15 protein-coding genes and 2 pseudogenes are annotated in these 18,941 nt (G+C 69.7%); 6 read left to right on the forward strand and 11 right to left on the reverse strand.

Translation table 11 applies throughout. The annotated features are described in order from the left end of the window. The first annotated feature begins 18 nt into the window (after nucleotides 1-18). Nucleotides 19-1,335: an aldehyde dehydrogenase family protein gene (locus KUTG_RS41245; protein ID WP_043724828.1), complete on the forward strand. Its 1,317-nt coding sequence runs from the start codon at nucleotides 19-21 to the stop codon at nucleotides 1,333-1,335. 17 nt (nucleotides 1,336-1,352) lie between these two features. Continuing rightward, nucleotides 1,353-2,051, forward strand: coding sequence for a class I SAM-dependent methyltransferase (locus tag KUTG_RS41250; protein ID WP_043724830.1), 699 nt, complete (start codon nucleotides 1,353-1,355; stop codon nucleotides 2,049-2,051). A gap of 1 nt (nucleotide 2,052) precedes the next feature. Here KUTG_RS41250 and KUTG_RS41255 read toward each other — a convergent pair whose 3' ends face one another. The 8 genes and pseudogenes from KUTG_RS41255 to KUTG_RS41290 all read right to left on the reverse strand — a co-directional run bounded on the left by KUTG_RS41255 (nucleotide 2,053) and on the right by KUTG_RS41290 (nucleotide 13,126). Then, nucleotides 2,053-2,955, reverse strand: coding sequence for an SDR family NAD(P)-dependent oxidoreductase (locus KUTG_RS41255; RefSeq protein WP_043724833.1), 903 nt, complete (start codon nucleotides 2,953-2,955; stop codon nucleotides 2,053-2,055). 170 nt (nucleotides 2,956-3,125) lie between these two features. Continuing rightward, nucleotides 3,126-4,107, reverse strand: a pseudogene (gene meaB / locus KUTG_RS41260) (methylmalonyl Co-A mutase-associated GTPase MeaB). After that, on the reverse strand, nucleotides 4,097-6,283 hold the full coding sequence (scpA, locus tag KUTG_RS41265) for a methylmalonyl-CoA mutase (RefSeq protein WP_043724835.1): 2,187 nt from the start codon (nucleotides 6,281-6,283) through the stop codon (nucleotides 4,097-4,099). The pseudogene meaB and the gene scpA overlap by 11 nt, the downstream one beginning before the upstream one ends. Next, nucleotides 6,280-7,284, reverse strand: a pseudogene (locus KUTG_RS41270) (methylmalonyl-CoA mutase family protein); the annotation flags it as partial. The pseudogene KUTG_RS41270 and the gene scpA, both read right to left, overlap by 4 nt. Nucleotides 7,285-8,373: 1,089 nt before the next feature. Then, the gene (locus KUTG_RS41275; protein WP_043724837.1) at nucleotides 8,374-9,960 is read right to left on the reverse strand and encodes a glycoside hydrolase family 13 protein; all 1,587 of its coding nucleotides are present in this window, start codon (nucleotides 9,958-9,960) and stop codon (nucleotides 8,374-8,376) included. A 9-nt stretch (nucleotides 9,961-9,969) separates the two neighbouring features. Then, the gene (locus KUTG_RS41280; RefSeq protein WP_043724840.1) at nucleotides 9,970-10,839 is read right to left on the reverse strand and encodes a carbohydrate ABC transporter permease; all 870 of its coding nucleotides are present in this window, start codon (nucleotides 10,837-10,839) and stop codon (nucleotides 9,970-9,972) included. Further along, on the reverse strand, nucleotides 10,839-11,762 hold the full coding sequence (locus KUTG_RS41285; RefSeq protein WP_052396009.1) for a carbohydrate ABC transporter permease: 924 nt from the start codon (nucleotides 11,760-11,762) through the stop codon (nucleotides 10,839-10,841). Before KUTG_RS41285 ends, KUTG_RS41280 begins: the two co-directional genes overlap by 1 nt. After that, nucleotides 11,759-13,126: an ABC transporter substrate-binding protein gene (locus tag KUTG_RS41290; RefSeq protein WP_043724842.1), complete on the reverse strand. Its 1,368-nt coding sequence runs from the start codon at nucleotides 13,124-13,126 to the stop codon at nucleotides 11,759-11,761. Before KUTG_RS41290 ends, KUTG_RS41285 begins: the two co-directional genes overlap by 4 nt. A gap of 182 nt (nucleotides 13,127-13,308) precedes the next feature. Between KUTG_RS41290 and KUTG_RS41295 the strand changes: the two genes are divergently transcribed. Then, entirely contained in the window at nucleotides 13,309-14,322 is a 1,014-nt protein-coding gene (locus tag KUTG_RS41295) for a LacI family DNA-binding transcriptional regulator (RefSeq protein ID WP_043724845.1), read from the forward strand. Nucleotides 14,323-14,338: 16 nt separating this feature from the next. Here KUTG_RS41295 and KUTG_RS41300 read toward each other — a convergent pair whose 3' ends face one another. Both KUTG_RS41300 and KUTG_RS59600 read right to left on the reverse strand, forming a co-directional pair. Further along, nucleotides 14,339-14,785, reverse strand: a complete 447-nt coding sequence (locus tag KUTG_RS41300) for a cupin domain-containing protein (RefSeq protein ID WP_043724846.1) — start codon at nucleotides 14,783-14,785, stop codon at nucleotides 14,339-14,341. Further along, a complete protein-coding gene (locus tag KUTG_RS59600) occupies nucleotides 14,779-15,498 on the reverse strand; it encodes an SDR family NAD(P)-dependent oxidoreductase (RefSeq protein WP_043724849.1) in 720 nt (239 codons plus the stop codon). The genes KUTG_RS41300 and KUTG_RS59600 overlap by 7 nt, the downstream gene beginning before the upstream one ends. Nucleotides 15,499-15,522: 24 nt before the next feature. Here KUTG_RS59600 and KUTG_RS59605 point away from each other — a divergent pair, with 24 nt between their 5' ends. Beyond that, nucleotides 15,523-16,941 carry an SDR family NAD(P)-dependent oxidoreductase gene (locus KUTG_RS59605; protein ID WP_043724850.1) on the forward strand — a complete coding sequence of 473 codons (1,419 nt, stop codon included), beginning with the start codon at nucleotides 15,523-15,525 and terminating at the stop codon, nucleotides 16,939-16,941. 30 nt (nucleotides 16,942-16,971) lie between these two features. On the opposite strand, the gene KUTG_RS62245 is transcribed toward KUTG_RS59605, so the two are convergent. Then, complete coding sequence (locus KUTG_RS62245) at nucleotides 16,972-17,301, reverse strand: hypothetical protein (RefSeq protein ID WP_198047928.1); 330 nt, start codon at nucleotides 17,299-17,301, stop codon at nucleotides 16,972-16,974. Between KUTG_RS62245 and KUTG_RS41320 the strand changes: the two genes are divergently transcribed. Both KUTG_RS41320 and KUTG_RS41325 read left to right on the forward strand, forming a co-directional pair. Continuing rightward, nucleotides 17,266-18,369, forward strand: coding sequence for a glycosyltransferase (locus KUTG_RS41320; RefSeq protein ID WP_232241535.1), 1,104 nt, complete (start codon nucleotides 17,266-17,268; stop codon nucleotides 18,367-18,369). The two genes, KUTG_RS62245 and KUTG_RS41320, sit on opposite strands and share 36 nt — an antisense overlap. 158 nt (nucleotides 18,370-18,527) lie before the next feature. Then, nucleotides 18,528-18,941, forward strand: a 414-nt coding sequence (locus KUTG_RS41325; protein ID WP_232241231.1) for a DUF2975 domain-containing protein, incomplete at its 3' end; no start/stop codon positions are given.

An 18,941-nucleotide genomic window follows, 5' to 3' on the forward strand; every position in this document is an offset into this window, starting at 1 on the left:
CCGAGCTAGGCTCGGCCCATGACCGATGTCCTCCAGCAGATCCCGGCCGTCGTCGACCGACTGCGGGCCGCGTTCGGGTCCGGGCGCACCAAGCCGCTGTCGTGGCGGCGCGAGCAGCTGGCCGCGCTGCGGGCGATGCTGACCGAGCAGGAGGACGCGTTCGCCGAGGCGCTGTTCGCCGACCTGGCCAAGAACGCCGCCGAGGCCAAGCGCACCGAGATCCACTTCGTGGTCCGCGAGATCGACCACACGCTGGAGAACCTGGACGCCTGGCTGGCGCCGGAGGACGCCGAGCTGCCCGAGCGCCTGCTGCCCGGGCGCGGCACGGTCGTGCGCGAGCCGCTGGGTGTGGTGCTGGTCATCGGCCCGTGGAACTACCCGCTGCAACTCGTGCTGGCCCCGCTGGTCGGCGCGCTGGCCGCCGGCAACGCCGGCGTGCTCAAGCCGAGCGAGCTCGCGCCGGCCACCACCGCGGCCATTGCCCGGTTCGTGCCGCAGTACCTCGACCAGGAGGCCGTCGCCGTCGTCGAGGGCGCGATCCCGGAGACCACCGCGCTGCTGGAGCAGCAGTTCGACTACATCTTCTACACCGGCAACGGTGTCGTCGGCCGCATCGTGATGACCGCCGCGGCCAAGCACCTCACGCCGGTCGCGCTGGAGCTCGGCGGCAAGAGCCCGGTCGTCGTGGACGCCGAGGTCGACCCGGTGGTCACCGCGCAGCGGCTGGTCGAGGCCAAGTTCCTCAACGCCGGCCAGACCTGCGTGGCCCCGGACTACGTGCTGGCCATCGGCGACGCCGGCGGCAAGCTGGAGGCCGCGCTGGCCGACGCCGTGCGGGCCAAGTTCGGCGACGACCCCTCGGACAGCCCGGTCTACGGCCGGATCGTCAACCACCGCCACTTCGACCGGCTCAGCACCCTGTTGGCCAGCGGCCGGGTGGTGGTCGGCGGTCAGACCGACCGCGAGCACAAGTACATCGCGCCGACCGTGCTGGCCGACGTGTCGCCGGAGTCGCCGGTGATGGGCGAGGAGATCTTCGGCCCCATCCTGCCGATCATCTCCGTGCCCTCGCTGGACGCCGCGATCGAGTTCATCACCGCGCGGGACAAGCCCTTGGCCCTCTACGCCTTCACCGAGTCCGAGCCCACAAAGGACCGCATCCTCGCCGAAACCTCTTCCGGCGCGGTCGGTTTCGGGCTGCCGGTGGTGCACCTCGGCGTGCCGAGCCTGCCGTTCGGCGGGGTGGGGGAGAGCGGCATGGGCCGGTACCACGGCAAGTACTCCATCGACACCTTCAGCCACCTCAAGGCCGTGCTGGACAAACCGCTTGCGTGAGCCGATAGCTTCGGGACGTGCCCGAGGCTGCCGAGCTCTACAACGCGATGAACCCGTGGTCCGGCCGTAGCGACGACCGGTTCTATCTCGACCTCGTGCTCGGCGCCGACGCCGTGCTCGATGTCGGCTGCGGGACGGGAACGTTGCTGTCCAAGGCCCGCGAGGCCGGGCACACCGGGCGGCTGGTCGGCTTCGATCCCGACGCCGACATGCTCGCGCAGGCCCCCGGTGGTCTCGACCTGTCACTGGGGGACATGTCGACTCTGCGCTGGGACGGCGAGTTCGATCTCGCCGTGATGACCGGGCACGCTTTCCAGTGCCTGCTCACGGATTCCGACGTGCTGACCACCCTGCGCGGCGTGCGCGACGCCCTGAAACCCGGTGGCCGCTTCGTTTTCGAGACCCGCAACCCGGTGGCCCGGGAATGGGAGCAGTGGCCGAAGGGCGGCTTCGAGTTCCCGTGGGAGGGCGAGCAGGTCCGCGTGTTCTACGAGGTGCGGCCGATCGTCGGCGACGTCGTGGACGTGGTGGAGAACATCGTCGCCGACGGCTGGCGGCGGGCCGACGCGGGGCAACTGCGGTTCCTGTCGGCCGAACGCCTGGCCGAGTTGGTCGCCGAATCCGGGCTCTTACTGGAGGAGCAGTACGGCACCTGGGACCGTGATCCGTTCACACCCGACAGCGCCGAGATCATCTCCGTGCTGCGTCGCGCCTGACTCAGCCGATCATGTCCGACGAAAGCTGCCACAGCCGGGCCGCGTGCTCCGGGTCGACGGCGTAGTCGGCCACGCCGCGTCGAATCCCGGCCTGGTGCGGGCCCGCCTCGTTGCAGTCCTCGAAATACCGGCCCGTGACCCCCTCGACCAGCGGCGATGCCGCCAACAGGACCGAGGTCGCGGCGCCCTGCTCGATCGTCTTCCAGGAGACGTCCTTGCTGGTGGCGTCGAAGGAGGTCGGGCTGTTGCCGATGTCCCCGATGTGGCGGCTCAGGTTCGTGCTGGTGATGCGGCCCGGGTTGAGGGCGTTGACCGCGATGCGGTCCGGGGCCCAGCGCCGGGCGGCTTCGACCGCGTAGAGGATGTTGGCCGTCTTGGACTGAGAGTAGGCGGCCCACGGGTCGTACGGGTGGCGCTCGAAGTTCACGTCGTCCCACTGCACATCGCCGTTGATGTGGCCCACCGAGCTCACCGAGACCACCCGCGCGCCGGGCGTCAGGTTGCCGTGCAGGCCCGTGGCCAGGGCGAAGTGGCCGAGGTGGTTCGTCGCGAACTGCATCTCCCAGCCCTGCTTCGTGCGTTGCAGCGGCGTCGCCATGACGCCCGCGTTCAGCACGAGGATGTCCAGCGGGCCTTCCCAGGCCTTCACGAAGCCCCGGGCCGACCCTTGATCGGCCAGGTCGAGGTACGCCGCCCGGGCCCCGATCTCCTGGGCCACCCGCGTGCCGGCGTCCAGGTCGCGGACCCCGATCGTCACCTCCGCCCCCGCCTTCGCCAGCACCCGGGCCGTCTCCCGCCCGATACCCGACGCACCTCCCGTGACGACCGCTCGCCGCCCCGTCAGATCCACCCCCACCAGCACTTCCTCAGCCGTGCTCTGCGCCCCGAACGTCGTGGTCACCATGTCAACCCCTAAGCGGAATAGGTTCCGGTTACTCCTCCACGGTAACCGGAACTGGTTCCGCTATCAAGTCGGGGGTCAAGCGCTGAGGGCCCGCCACCTGCCCGAGAGCGGGACTCGTGGGTCTGCCCGAAACCGTGTTTCGGTGTGCCGGAGAGCGTGACTCGCGGGGGTTACTGGGACTCGCGGAAGGCGCGGAGGATCTGGTCGGCGGCGAGGGTGGCGGTGAGCTCGCCGTCGCGGACCTGACGTTCGAGATCGGGCGTGATGGCCCGCACGGCGTCGCTGCCGTGCAGGGAGGCCAGGAGCTGGTCGTGGACCATGGACCAGGTCCAGTCGACCTGCTGCTGCCGCCGACGCAGGGCGAGCTGGCCGTCACTGTCCAAACGGGACCGGAGCTCGCGGACGGTGTCCCACACGACGTCGAGGCCGTCGCCGGTCAGACCGCTACAGGTCAGGACCTTGGGGGCGGCGGGCCCGCGCAGCAGGCGCATGGCGCCGGTGAGCTCGCGGGCGGCCTTGCGGGCGTCGGGCTCGTGGGGGCCGTCGGCCTTGTTGACGGCGACGACGTCGGCCAGCTCCAGCACGCCCTTTTTGATGCCCTGCAACTGATCCCCGGTGCGGGCCAGGGCGAGCAGCAGGAAGCAGTCGACCATGTTGGCCACGGCGATCTCGGACTGCCCGACGCCGACGGTCTCCACCAGCACGACGTCGTAGCCGGCCGCCTCGACCAGGACGATGGACTCCCGGGTGGCCCGGGCCACCCCGCCCAGCGTCCCCGAGGTGGGGGAGGGGCGGACGAAAGCGTTGTCGTCCACGGCAAGGCGGGCCATGCGGGTCTTGTCGCCGAGGATTGCCGCCGGTGCGGCTGGACGACGGGTCGACGGCCAGCACGGCGACGCGGTGGCCGGCGGCGGTGAGCGAAGTGCCCAGCGCCTCGATGAACGTGGACTTGCCGGCCCCGGGCACGCCGGTGATGCCGACCCGGTGCGCGCCACCGGCATGGGGCAGCAGCTCCACGAGAAGCTGCTGCGCCAGCTCGCGGTGCGCGGGCTTGGTCGACTCCACCAGCGTGATGGCCCGGGCCAGCGTGGTCCGGGACCCGTCGAGCACGCCTTTCGCGTACTCGCGGACGTCGATGGGCTTACGAGCCATCGGCGGCGTGGTCCAGCTGCTCGGCGAGGCGGTCGATCAGGCCGAGCGCGGCGTCGGCGATGACGGTGCCGGGCGGGAAGATCGCGACCGCGCCCGCCTCGTACAGGGCCGGGAAGTCGGCGGGCGGGATCACGCCGCCGACCACGATCATGATGTCCCCGCGGTCCAGCGCGTCCAGCTCCTGCCGTAGCGCCGGCACCAGGGTCAGGTGCCCGGCGGCCAGCGAGGACACGCCGACGACGTGCACGTCGGCCTCGACGGCCTGCCGCGCGACCTCGCCCGGCGTCTGGAACAGCGGGCCCACGTCCACGTCGAAGCCGAGGTCGGCGAAGGCGGTGGCGATCACCTTCTGGCCGCGGTCGTGCCCGTCCTGGCCCATCTTGGCCACCAGGATGCGGGGCCGCCGGCCCTCCTCGCGCTCGAACTCGGCGACCCGCTCCAGCACCTCGGCCACGTTCCCGGCGCTGCCGGCCTCGTCGCGGTACACACCGGAGATGGTACGGATCTGACCGGAGTGCCGCCCGTAGACCTTCTCCAGCGCGTCGGAGATCTCGCCGACGGTGGCCTTGGCCCGGGCCGCGTTCACGGCCAGCTCCAACAGGTTCCCGTCGCCGCCGGCCGCCCGCGTCAAAGCGGCCAGCGCGTCCTGAGTGGACTGCTCGTCCCGCTCCTCGCGCAGCCGCCGCAGCTTCTCGATCTGCTGGGCCCGCACGCCGTGGTTGTCGACCTTGAGGACCTCGATCTCCTCGTCGGTGTCCACCCGGTACTTGTTCACGCCGATCACCGGTTGCCGGCCGGAGTCGATGCGGGCCTGGGTGCGGGCGGCGGCCTCCTCGACGCGCAGCTTGGGGATGCCGGCGTCGATCGCCTTGGCCATGCCGCCGGCCTGCTCCACCTCGGCGATGTGCGCCCAGGCCTGGCGCGCCAGGTCGTAGGTCAGCCGTTCCACGAAGGCGCTGCCGCCCCACGGGTCGATCACCCGCGTGGTGCCGGATTCCTGTTGCAGCAGAAGCTGGGTGTTGCGGGCGATGCGGGCCGAGAAGTCGGTCGGCAGGGCCAGCGCCTCGTCCAATGCGTTGGTGTGCAAGGACTGCGTGTGCCCCTGCGTGGCGGCCATCGCCTCGACGCACGTCCGGGCCACGTTGTTGTAGACGTCCTGCGCGGTCAGCGACCAGCCTGAGGTCTGCGAATGTGTCCGCAGGGAAAGGGATTTCGGGTTCTTGGGGTCGAAGCCCTTGACCAGCTTGGCCCACAGCAGGCGGGCCGCGCGGAGCTTGGCCACCTCCATGAAGAAGTTCATGCCGATGGCCCAGAAGAACGACAGGCGGGGCGCGAAGACGTCGATGTCGAGTCCCGCGCCGACACCGGCCCGGAGATACTCCACGCCGTCGGCCAGGGTGTAGGCCAACTCCAGGTCGGCCGTGGCCCCGGCCTCCTGGATGTGGTAGCCGGAGATGGAGATGGAGTTGTACTTGGGCATCCGCTGCGAGGTGAAGGCGAAGATGTCGGAGATGATCCGCATCGACGGCAGCGGGGGGTAGATGTAGGTGTTGCGGACCATGAACTCCTTGAGGATGTCGTTCTGGATGGTGCCGGCCAGCTGCTCCGGCGCCACGCCCTGCTCCTCGGCGGCCACGATGTACAGCGCCAGCACGGGAAGCACCGCGCCGTTCATGGTCATCGACACGCTCATCCGGTCCAGCGGGATGCCGTCGAACAGCTGTCGCATGTCGTAGATGGAGTCGATGGCCACGCCGGCCATGCCCACGTCGCCGGCCACCCGGGGGTGGTCGCTGTCGTAGCCGCGGTGGGTGGCCAGGTCGAACGCCACCGACAGGCCCTTCTGACCGGCGGCGAGATTGCGGCGGTAGAAGGCGTTGGACTCCTCGGCGGTGGAGAAGCCCGCGTACTGCCGGATGGTCCACGGCTGGTTGACGTACATCGTCGGGTACGGCCCGCGCAGGTACGGGGCGACACCCGGGTACGTGCCCAGGAAGTCAAGGCCGGCAAGGTCTTCCGCGGTGTACAGCGGCCGGATGCCGATGCCCTCCGGCGACTCCCACACCAGGGCATCGGTGTCCTTGCCGGTGGCCGCGTGCAGCGCCTTGCGCCAGTCGTCGGCGCCGCCGGCGACCTCGGGATCGCCCAGCGGCACGTCCGCGAAGTTCGGGATCATCGCTGAGCCTCCAACTGGCTGCCAGAAAGAAATCGATACGTCGTGTGCAGCACGGAAAGCGCGTCACAGCCGGCGAAGACGAACGCGTCGGCCCCGGTGTCGGCCCACTTCTCGGGGCTGCCGGCCAGGAACACGTGCGTCGCGCCGGCGGCCTTCAACGCGGCGACCGTCGCGGCGGCCTGCTCCGCGTACAGCTTGTCGGACGAGCAGACGCAGGCGACGCCGCCGGGAAAGTCCTCGACCGTTCCGGCGGGAGTCTCGATGCCGCCGGCGTTGAACAGGTTGGCCGCGAAGCTCGACCGTCCGGTGTGGACGGCCACGGGGCCGAGCGTGGCCAGGAAGACCCGGGGCCGGGCCCCGGTTTCCGCCAGCTGAGCGTCGGAGCGGTCCCGCAGCTCCTCGAACGCCTGCGCGTAGCGGACCCGAGGTAGCCCGCCGGCCTGGGCAGTCGGCAACGGCTTGCGCCGCACCGGCTTCTCGGCCAGGTTCGGGAACTCCGAGACGCCGGTCAGCGCGTCCTTGCGGTGCGCGATGTTCTCGCCCCGCTGCCGCCAGGTCGCCGCCAGTCGTTCCCGCACAAGGGGAAACGCCTCAACGGGCCCGCCGGCTCGCTCGATCTCCTGGAACCAGGCCCAGCCGGCCCGGGCCAGGTCGTCGGTCAGCCGCTCCACGTACCAGGAGCCGCCGGCCGGATCGATCACCTGCCCCAGGTGCGACTCCTCCAGCAGCAGCGCCTGCGTGTTCCGGGCGATACGCCGGGAGAACGGGTCCGGCAGGCCGATGGCGGCGTCGAACGTCTGCACGGTTACGGCATCCGCGCCGCCGGTGCCGGCGGCGAAGCAGGCCAGGGTGGTGCGCAGCATGTTCACCCACGGATCCCGCTGGGTCAGCATCGCCGACGACGTCACCGCGTGCTGCAACTGGGCCGACGGAGCGCCGCTGACCTCTGTGACCCGGGTCCACAGCCGACGGGCGGCGCGCAGCTTCGCGATGGTCATGAAATTTCCGAAAAGTATGGCCGCTGGGGGGAGTCGGAAAGTCATTACCAATGTTATTTCTTGAAACCCCTCTCTCCTCCGAACTTACAAGGGCGTGTCTCCGCTTAACAAAAACCGTGCCATGGGCGCACACGATCTTAATGGCCGCCCCGCACTAACCGGTCACTAGTCCCCTATATGTACCTAGTCGCACCCTGAGACAGCCGAAATCCAATAGTCACTGCTCACGGGTGTACCAGGGAGTGTGCCCCTACACGGGGTGGAGTGGCGAGCGAACCTCAATGGCGTGATGTGGTCTCGACCAATCTAGGGCCTTTGTTAAATAGCGTTATCGTAGGCCCAGCCATTCGGATCCCGCCTGGTATAGAAAGTGCCCGCACGAGCGTTGTTTCGGCGTGCCCACAGAACGTGACGCTAAGCAATAGTAGAATACATCCAGGCAGCCCAGTCGTCTTAGTGAGGAATGGGGCTTGAATCGTTTGTCCACCATTGTCCATAGGTGGGTCTCGCTGATTTTGCCTGAGCACACTTATATCGCCAAAGCTACCGTAAAACAGCAAAGACCCAGCACGACTCGCACGATACTTCACTGATATTTAGTTGTTCAATACCGTATGCCCAACCTCGCTCTATAGGGTGCCGATATCAACTTAAGCCACGCGCCGGTAGAACCCCTGTAAATAGGCTGTTCTTGCCAGAAGGTCCTGCCGGGTGCCGCCCCGCACGTACGGGCGAGGCCCGGGAAGCCGCTCAGCGGCGCCGCGTCCTCGGCCGTGTACAGGGGCTGATGGTGATGCCGTCATAGGTGGTGGTGGCGAGCAGATCCTCGGGGGAATCGTGCTTGCTGACCCTCGCCGAGAACCCCCGACCTGCGCAGCACCGACTCCACCGACCGTCGCCATACTGCGCGGTCGACCTGCGGAAACTCGGCGGCGAGCGGAAGCTCCGCCGGTCCGGTCTTGGACGGCGTCGTCATGCGGACCGATGGTAGGGGAAGCTACTAGTGCGTAGCTTGTGAGCTGGCTCGCTAAGGGGTCTTGCTCGGTAAAGATAGGGGGCGACGCCGGCGCGCCGCCCCCTGGCGCCGAGCCGTCAGCGGGCCAGCCACACCGCCGTGTTCGCCGGCAGCCGGCCGTCGGCCAGCGGGTCGCTGGCCAGCAGGACCTCGCTGTGCTCGGGCAGGTCCACCGCCGCGTCGGACAGGTTGAGCACGCACACGAAGTGCTCTTCACGGGCGAAGGTCAGCACCCCGTCCGGCGACGGCAGCCAGGTCAGCGTGCCGTCACCCAGCCCGGGCACCTCGTGCCGCAGCCGCAAGGCCTGCTGGTACAGCCGCAGCATCGAACCCTCGTCCGCCGCCTCGGCCGTCACCGTGTACTCCGCCCAGCCGTCCGGCTGCGGCAGCCACGTCTCGCCGCCGCCGAACCCGTACGGCTGCGCCTCCCCGTCCCACGGCAGCGGCACGCGGCAGCCGTCGCGGCCCGGGTCGGCGCCGTTGGTGCGGCTGAACACCGGGTCCTGCCGCACCTCGTCCGGCAGGTCCTCGACCTCGGGCAGCCCCAGCTCCTCGCCCTGGTAGACGTACACGCCGCCGGGCAGCGACATGCTCAGCAACGCCGCCGCCCGGGCCCGCCGGGTGCCCAGCGCCAGGTCCGTCGGCGCGCCCTGCTGCCGGTCGGCGAAGCTGAACGACGTGTCCGCCCGCCCGTACCGCGTGACGTGACGGGTGGTGTCGTGGTTGGACAGCACCCACGTCGCCGGCGCGCCGACCAGGGCATGGGCCTGCAGCGTCGAGTCGATCACGGCGCGGAGCCGGGCGGCCTCCAGCGGGCAGGACAGGAAGTCGAAGTTGAACGCCGAATGCAGCTCGTCCGGCCGCAGGTAGCGGGCGAACCGCTCCTGGTCGGGCAGCCACATCTCGCCGACGAACACCCGCGGATCCGGGTAGGTGTCGGCGATCTGCCGCCATTCCCGGTAGATCTCGTGCACGCCGTCCATGTCGGAGAACGGCAGCTGCCCCTCGGAGCGGCCGTTCACGTCGGGCAGCGCGGAATCCTTCACGAGTCCATCGGCGACGTCGATGCGGAAGCCGTCCACCCCGCGGTCGAACCAGAACCGCAGCACCTCGCGGAACTCCTGGTGCACCACCGGGTTCTCCCAGTTCAGGTCCGGCTGCTCCGGGGCGTACAGGTGCAGGTACCACTCGCCGTCGGGCACCCGGCTCCAGGCCGAGCCGCCGAACCGGGACTGCCAGTCGTTGGGCGGCTCCGGGCTGGCCGGGCGGAACCAGAACATCTCCCGCTGCGGCGAGCCCGGGCCGGCCGCCACCGCCTCCTTGAACCACCGGTGTTGGTCCGAGCAGTGGTTGGGCACGATGTCGATGATCACCTTCAGGCCGAGGGAGTGTGCCTCCTCGATGAACTTCTCGGCCTCGGCCAGCGTGCCGAACGACGGCTCGATGTCCCGGTAGTCCGAGACGTCGTAGCCCGAGTCGGCCATCGGCGACGGATACCAGGGACACAGCCAGATCGCGTCGACCCCCAGGTTGGCGATGTGCGGCAGGTGCTGGCGCAGGCCGGTCAGGTCGCCGGTGCCGTCGCCGTTGCCGTCGGCGAAGCTGCGCACGTACACCTGGTAGATGGCCGCACCACGCCACCACGCCGATCCTGTGTCGGTCACATTGACTCCTCAGCCCTTGACGCTGCCCGCGGTGAGGCCAGCAAGGATGTTCCGTTGGAAGATCAGGAAGACCACGATGGTCGGCACGCTGGCCAGCACCAGGCCGGCCAGCAGCAGGTTGACCGGTGTGTCCGGGGCGAACCGTTGCAGCGCCACGGAAATCGTCTGAGCCTGCGGGTCGGAGAACACCAGCAGCGGCCAGATGAAGTCCTTCCACGCCGTGACCACCGACAGGATGGACACCACGCCCAGCACCGGCCGCGACAGCGGCAGCACCACCCGCCACATGGTCCGCACCGGGCCCGCACCGTCCAGTGTGGACGCCTCGATCAGCTCGCCCGGGATCTGGTCGAAGAACCGTTTGAGCAGATAGATGTTGAACGCGTTGGCCGCGCCCGGCAGCCAGATGGCCAGCGGCGAGTTGACCAGGTTCACGCCGAGCAGCGGCACGTCGGTGATGGTCAGATAGGTCGGCACCAGCAGCGCGGAGGCCGGCAGCATCAGCGTGCCCAGCATCATGCCCAGCACCACGTTGCCCAGCTTGGGTTTCAGCTTCGACAGCGCGTACGCCGCCGGCACGTCCACCGCCAGCTGCACCAGCCACGCCCCCAGCACCACGATGACCGTGTTGAGGAAGAAGTGCGCGAGGCTCATGAAGTTCCATGCCTCGACGTACGCGCCGACGTTCGCCTTCGCCGGCAGCAGGGTCGGTGGCACCCGCGCCAGTTCCGGCGCGGTCTTCATGGCCCCCAACACCATCCAGATCAGGGGGAACACGAACGCCACGGTGAACGCGACCGCGACCACGACAAAAACCGTCCAGTAGATGGCTTTGCCGCGCGGGCTGCGCAACTGCGACTCCGAGACCAAGGTCCGCATCAGTCGGCCTTCCTGGTCAGGCGGACGTAGAACAGGCCGAACACGCCCAGCACCACGAACAGCAGCAGGCTCAGCGCGCTGGCCGTGCCGAAGTCGTTGTAGAAGAAGGCGTACTTGTACAGCAGCAGCAACACCGTCACGGTCGAGTCGCCGGGCCCGCCGCCGGTCATGATGTACGGCTCGGTGAACACCTGCATGGTGGCCACCAGTTGCAGCAGCAGCATGACCAGCAGCGCGAACCGGGTCTGTGGGATCGTGACGTGCCACAGTCGCCGCCACAGCCCGGCGCCGTCCAGCTCCGCCGCCTCGTACAGGTCGCCGGAGATGGTCTGCAACGCCGCCAGGTAGATCAGCGTCGCCGAGCCCATGTTGGCCCACGTGGACACCAGCACCAGCGACAGCATCGCCGTGGCCGGGGAGTCCAGCCAGCTCAGTCCGGGCAGGCCGACGGCGTGCAGCGCCGAGTTGAACAGGCCCGGGCCCGGGTCGTAGAACCACTTCCACAGCAGCGCCACCACCACCGGCGGCAGCATCACGGGAAGGTAGACCACGAGCCGGAAGTAAGCCTTGCCGTGCCGGAGTTCGTTGAGCAGCACGGCGATCGCGAACGGCACCGCGAAGCCGAAGACCAGGGCCAGCGCGGTGAACAGCAGCGTGTTCACCCACGCTTCCCAGAACTGCGGGTCCGCGAACAGCTTCTGGAAGTTCTCCAGTCCGACCCAGGTCGGCGCGGTGACGAAGTTGACCTGCTGGAAGCTCAGCAGCACACCGCGCACGATCGGGTACCAGGAGAACAGCGCGAACACCACCAGCGCCGCGCACAGCAGGCCGTAGGCGGTGACGTTCTCCCGGAGCCGGCGCCGCAGGCGCGCCGCCGGCCGCACCCCTAGCGCGGCCGACGGCAACCGGACGGCGGTGCTCACTTCACCTGCGCGAGCACGGAGTTCGCCTTCTGGCTCGCGTCGGAGAGCAACTGGTCGATGTTGGCGTCCTGCTGCGTGAGCACGGTCGACATCAGCGTGTCGAGGATCGTGTAGAGCTGCTGGGCGCTCGGCGGCTCCAGGCTGCCCTTGAGCGACTGCCCGCCGTCCAGGTACGGCTTGTAGTTGGAGACCGGCACGGTGGCGTTCTTCTCCTTGGCCTGCTCCAGCTGGTCACGCACCGAGCCGGTCCACAGGTCCGGCACCGGCGGCACCGGCAGGCCCACCGGCTGGCCCTGCGCCTTGTACGTGCTGAGCACCTCGGACTCGACCCGCTCCGGGTTGAGGTACTTCCACTGGATCCAGGTCAGGCCGGCCTTGATCTGGGCGGGCGTGGCCTTGGGGTTGATCATGTACCCCTCGCCGCCGATCAGCGTGCCCTTGCCGCCCGGCATCGCGCCGAGGCCGTAGTCGGCGTAATTGCCCTTGAACTGGTTGACCAGGGTCGGGATGTTGTCCGGCGCGGCCAGGTACATGCCCAGCTGGCCGGCGCCCATCATGCCCTGCACGTCGGCGATCTGGAGCAGCTGCTTGCTGCCCATCGAGTTGTCGGTCCAGCGCATGTCGTGCAGCGTCTGCAGGACCTTCTTGCCGGTGGCGTTGTCGAAGTCGGCCTTCCAGGTGCTGCCGTCCTTCTTGGCGATGTCGCCGCCTCCCGCGTACATCTCCGTGGTGAAGTGCCAGCCGCCCTGGCCGCTGGCCGAGTAGTCGGCGAAGCCCACGGTGTTGTTGCCCAGCGCGGTGATCTTCTTGGCGTCCGCGCGCACCTCGTCCCAGGTGGTGGGCGGCTTGTCCGGGTCGAGGCCGGCCTTGGTGAACAGGGCCCGGTTGTAGAGCAGGCCCATCGAGTAGTTGGCGGTGGGCAGGCCGTAGACCTTGCCGCCCGCGTCCTTGAAGACGTCCAGCAGCGCGGGTTGGATGTCGTTGACGTGCGGGACGTCCTTCACGTAGTCGGTGATGTCCGCGGCCTGGTGGCGCGCGATCAGGTTCGCCGGGTCGGTGAAGTAGACGTAGAAGACGTCCTCCAGCTGGCCGCCGGCCAGCTTGGCGGAGAACGTCTTGGGGTCCATGAAGCCCTCGTGCGCGGTGACCTTGATGTCCGGGTGCGCCTTCTCGAAGGCGGCCACGTCGGCGTCGAAGATCTTGCGGTCGAACGGCTGGGTCTGCGGCGGCTGGCCGTCGATGGTGATCGTCACCGGGCCGCCGGCCTGCTGGTCGGCGCCCCCGCTGCACGCGGCGGTCATGCCCAGCGTGAGGCCGGTGGCCAGCGCTAACGCGGCGGCGGTCCGAAGTCTGTCAGTAGTCATCAGGCGATCTCCCCTGACGCGGTGGAGTGTGGCGCACACCATAGATCTTCTGGACACGAAGCCGCAAGATGTTGACACCAATACGCAAGATCGTGACTTGATTGGCCCTGTCGGCGCTGCGGGCCGTCGACGTGCCGCAAGTGACTGCAAGCTGTTTGCGCCACCTGTCGTATAGTTGCGGCATGACAAGACGCCTTGCCGAGGTCGCGCAGAAGGTCGGAGTCAGCGAGGCGACCGTCAGCCGCGTGCTCAACGGCAAGCCCGGGGTCTCCGAGGCCACCCGGGCGGCCGTGCTGACCGCGCTGGACGTGCTCGGCTACGAGCGGCCCACCCAGCTGCGCGGGGAGCGGGCCCGGCTGGTCGGCCTCGTGCTGCCCGAGCTGCAGAACCCCATCTTCCCGGCCTTCGCCGACGTGGTAGGGAACGCCCTGGCCCAGCAGGGCTTCACGCCCGTGCTGTGCACCCGCACCGCGGGCGGCGTCTCCGAGGCCGAGTACGTGGAACTGCTGCTCCAGCAGCATGTTTCCGGGGTGGTGTTCGCCGGCGGCCTGTTCGCCCAGGCCGACGCGTCACATGAGCACTACTACCGGCTGACCAACCGCAAGCTGCCGGCCGTGCTGGTCAACGCGGCCGTCGAGGACCTGGCCTTCCCCAAGGTCGCCTGCGATGACGCGGTGGCCGCCGAGCAGGCCCTCGGGCACCTGCTGTCCCTCGGCCACACCCGCGTCGGCATGGTGCTCGGGCCGCCCGATCATGTGCCCTCGCGCCGCAAGGAAGCCGCCTTCCGCGCGCATGCCACGCGCGCCGGCGTGGAAATCCCCGACGACGCCATCCAGCACACCATGTTCTCGCTGGAAGGCGGCCACGCCGCCACGTCCAAGCTGCTCAACCAGGACATCACCGGCATCGTCTGCGCCAGCGACCCCCAGGCCCTCGGCGCCATCCGCGCCGTGCGCCGCAAGGGTTTGACCGTCCCCGGCGACGTCTCCGTGGTCGGCTACGACGACTCCGCCTTCATGAACTGCATCGACCCGCCCCTCACCACCGTCCGCCAGCCCATAGAGGCCATGGGCCGCGCCGCCGTAGAACTCCTCGTCAACCAGATCGAGGGCGCCGCCGTCTCCACCGAGGAACTCCTCTTCGAGCCGGAGCTGGTAGTCCGCGGCTCCACCGCCCCCGCCCCCGCCCGCGTCTAACCCGCCGTTCCGGGTGTCACAAAGGGGTGAGGCGGCGGATGTCCGGGGCGGCTGAGGGATACTCCGCCGCCAGCGTGGTGTCGGCGAAGGTGATGCAGGCGTCGGTGTAGGGCGGGGTCATGAAGGTGCCGAGGAGGGTCCAGGTGCCGGTGGTTTCCGTTGCCTGCCAGACGCCGGCGGGGACGGGGACCTGGGGGCGCTGGCCGGCGGCGAGGTCGATGCCGAGCACTGGTCGGGTCACGGAGCCGTCGGGGTGCAGGAGCAGCATCCGGGCCGGGGCGCCGGCGTGGAAGCTGAAGATCTCGGGGTGGGCCAGCCGGTGCAGGGCGGAGAACGCGGGCGCCCGCAGCAGGTAGTAGATGGCGGTGCCGTTGGCGTCCCGCCAGGTCTGGGCCCAGTGCCCGCCCTCGACCGGCAGCGGCTGGAGACCGAGCGTGCTCACGATCGTGTCCGGATCTACCATGCCGGCCGCACCGACATGCCGCCGTCGACCACGAGGTTCTGACCGGTTATCCACCGCGCCAGGTCAGACGCGAGGAACGCACAGGCGTCGCCGACGTCCTCGGGGGTGCCGAGACGGCCCAGCGGGGCGTGCTCGACCCAGCTGGCGACACCGGAGGGCCACGCCTCCTCGATACCGGGCCGCGAGATGAGACCGGGGGAGACGGCGTTGACGCGGATGCCCCGCGGGCCGTATTCCAGCGCGGCGGCCTTGGTGTGCATGAGCAAGGCGGCTTTGGCCGAGGCGTAGTGGGCGTGGCCGACGGCCGGCAGCGAGCCCTCGATGGAGCCGAGGTGGATGATCGAACCGCCGAGGCCCATGTGTTCCGCGGCCGCTTTCGTGACGAGAAACGCGCTGTCGACGTTGCCGGCGAACACCGCCCGCCAGTCGGCCAGGGTCAGCTCCGAAAGCGGCTGCACCGGTTGCACACCGGCGCTGTTGACGACGATGTCCAGGCCGCCGAGTTCGTTGACGGCGGTCTCGACCAACCGCTCCACTTCGGCCGGTTCACGCAGATCAGCCTGGACGGCAAGGACTTCGGGGTCAGCCGGCGGCCGAGTACGGTAGTGGGCCAGCACCCGTGCGCCGTGGGCGGCCAGCCGCGCGGCGATGCCGGCCCCGATGCCGCCAGTGGCCCCGGTCACCAGGGCGGTCCTGCCGTGCAAGCTTGTCACCGGCTCAAGGTTAGAGTGCCGGTCATGTCCGAGATCGACCCCGCCGACCTGGAGACGTGCCTGCAGGTGCTGGCCGCGGTGTCCACGCTGCCGCCCGAGCACCCGACCTTCGTCGCCGTCCGCCGGGCCTCCTCCAAGATGGCCAAAGAAGCCCGGCGCGAGCGGCGCAGCCAGGCCCGCGCCGCCGTGACCGCCGCCGACCGCGAGGTGACCGCGCAGACCGCGACCGGCTCGGCCGTCCGCATCGACGACGAGACCCAGGGCATTCCGCTGGTGTCCTCCGTCGTCGGCGCCACCGCCGGCACCCTGCTGCGGGCCCGCTCCTGCTACGTCTGCAAGCAGCGGTACGTCGAGGTCGACGCCTTCTACCACCAGCTCTGCCCGTCCTGCGCCGCGTTCAACCGGGCCAAGCGGGACGCCCGCACCGACCTGACCGGCCGGACCGCGCTGCTCACCGGCGGCCGGGCCAAGATCGGCATGTACATCGCCCTGCGGCTGCTGCGGGACGGCGCGCACACCACCATCACCACGCGTTTCCCCAGCGATGCCGTACGCCGGTTCGCCGCCATGCCCGACAGCGCCGACTGGCTGCACCGCCTTCGGGTCGTCGGCGTCGACCTCCGTGACCCGGCCCAGGTCATCGCGCTGGCCGACACCGTCGCCGCCGCGGGCCCGCTCGACATCCTGATCAACAACGCCGCCCAGACCGTGCGCCGCTCGCCCGGCTCCTACTCCCTGTTGGTGGAGGCCGAGGCCGACCCGCTGCCGGCCGGCCCCATGCCCGAGATGATCACGCTGGGCAGTCCCCACGACGCCCACCCGCTGGCCCTGGCCGGTGCCGAGCTCACGTCGCTGGCCGTCGACGTCACGTCGCTGGCCCTCACCGCCGGCTCCGCCTCGCCCGACCGGATCGCCGCCGGCACCGCCATCGACGCCGCCGGGCTCACCCCCGACCTCGCCTCCATCAACAGCTGGACCCAGACCGTCGACCAGGTCGACCCCATCGAGCTGCTTGAGGTCCAGCTCTGCAACCAGACGGCCCCGTTCATCCTCATCAGCCGCCTGCGCCCGGCCATGGCCGCCGCGGCCGCCCGCCGCAAGTACGTCGTCAACGTCTCGGCCATGGAGGGCCAGTTCTCCCGCGCCTACAAGGGGGCCGGGCATCCGCACACCAACATGTCCAAGGCGGCGTTGAACATGCTGACCCGCACCAGCGGCGCCGAGATGCTCTCCGACGGCATCCTGATGACCGCCGTCGACACCGGCTGGATCACCGACGAGCGGCCCCACCCGATGAAGATCCGCCTGGCCGACGAGGGCTTCCACGCCCCGCTCGACCTGGTGGACGGCGCCGCCCGCGTCTACGACCCGATCGTCCGCGGCGAGGCCGGCGAGGACCTCCACAGCTGCTTCCTGAAGGACTACAGCCCCTCGCCGTGGTGAACAGGACGGCGGCGTCAGTCAAGTGAACCTTCACATCGAGTGGCCTGGGTGATCGAAGGCGCCGTCGGCGATGATGTCGACCTGGACCCATTGGCCCCGGGTGTCCATCCAGAGGCTCCATCCGTTCGGCGCGATCGTGACGACGTCGACCTGTGCCAGCAGCCGGCGGTGAGGACCGCGCCCGGTGAATTTACGCGGCGTTTTCGCGGTGCTGGAAGCGCGTAACACTTGGTGCCACACGATGTGCGGGTGGCCGGTGACATCGGAGTGTTGTCCCTCTACGAGGGGTTCTTCAGCGGTGGCGCGCGGATTCTGCACAGCGATGTGCTGGCCGGCCTGCACGGCCGCGGACAGCGGCATCGAGTCCTGAGCATTCACGGGCAGGCGCGCCGCGAAGCGACCGTGCAGCGGATGCAGGACGACGCCTGTTACCGCAGGCTGGTGGCGGCGGGCCTGTCGGTGTCGGCGCTGCGGACCGGCAGCAGTGGACCGGCCGGCTTCGACGAAGGCGAGCTGGCGGCGTTCGACCGGGAACTGTCCGGTGTGGACGTTGTCCTCACGCTCAAGGAACAGCCGCTGCGCCTGGTCAACCAGGCCGGGGCCGGCGGCCGGCCGGTGATCACCTGCCTGCACCGGTCCGATCCCGAGAACCAGGGTGCGGCCTTGACCGAGCTGCGCGCCGCCGTTCGCAGCGGGGTCATCGCGGCGTTGGTGTGCTGCGCCGAATCGACCCGTGACGCCTACCGAGCCGCCGGGATTCCGGCCGGCCTGCTCGAAGTGATCCCCAACGGGGTCGACGCGCGCAGGTTCCGCCCCGACCGCGCGGTCCGGGCCAGGCTGCGCCGTGCGCTGACCATCGACCCCGACGACCCGGTGGTCGTCTTCGCCGCCCGGTACGACGAGATGAAGAACGTGCCGCTGTTCCTGGCCTCGGCGGCGGTTTTCCTGGCGGCCCGGCCCGATGCGCACGTCGTGATGTGCGGGGCCGGGATGACGGTCGCGAATCCGCTGCTCACCGCTGATCTGGCGGCGGCCGGCTTGGCGAGGTCCGCGCGGCTGCACCGGCTCGGGGTGCGCGACGACCCCCAGGCGCTGTTCGCCGCGGCCGACGTGGTGGCGTTGACCTCGGCGTTCGGCGAGGCGGCTCCGTTGTGCCTGATCGAGGGCATGATGTGCGGCGCCGTTCCGGTCACCACCGATGTCGGCGACTCCGCGTCGATCGTCGCCGGCCGCGGGCTGCTCACGCCGTCCGATCCGGCCTCCGTCGCCGCGGGGTGGGCCGAGGCCATTGCTCGCCGCCGCGAATTCGCCCCCGCTCTGCGGGCGGCCCGCGCCGAGTTCGGCCGCCGTCGCATGATCGCCTCGTACGCCCGTCTCATCCGGCGGGTGAGCGCCGGCGGCCGCCTGCCGCTCGGCGCGGCGGCTTGAGCCAGGGCTCGATGATCGCCGGGTGGTGGGGTCGTCCAACTTGACGACGACGTCGGCCGTGGCCGGTTCGATCTCGTCGCGGTAGCGGTCGAAGACCAGCCTTGCCCTATCTATCGACATTCGATAGATTCCCATCGTAAGTCGATGGGAGGAGGGGTATGGGCAAGCTGACCGTGCATGCGCTGCGCGCTGTGCTGGCGGTGGTCTTCGTCGGCACCGTGCTGGTGCAGGTGTTGATGGTGTGGACCTTGGTGAGCGGCAACGACCCGGAGGACGGGAAGCTGCCGCTGACCGCGTTCCGGGTGCTCACGATCGTCGGCCTGCTGGCGGTCGAGGTCGCGCTGTTCTGCGTGTGGCGGCTGGTGGCGATGGTGCGGCGCGGGACCGTGTTCTCCCACGCCGCTTTTCGTTACGTGGACGGCGTGATCGGCTCGATCGTGGCGGTCGCCCTGGTGTGGTTCGCGGTCACCGCCGTCAACGCGCCGGGCCAGCGGGACGATCCGGGCGTCACCGGCATCATGGCCGGGATCGGCCTCGCGCATTCTCGGCGTCGCGCTCGTCGTGCTCGTGCT

This window comes from Kutzneria sp. 744, from assembly GCF_000568255.1.
In the GTDB taxonomy this organism is placed as follows: Bacteria; Actinomycetota; Actinomycetes; order Mycobacteriales; family Pseudonocardiaceae; genus Kutzneria.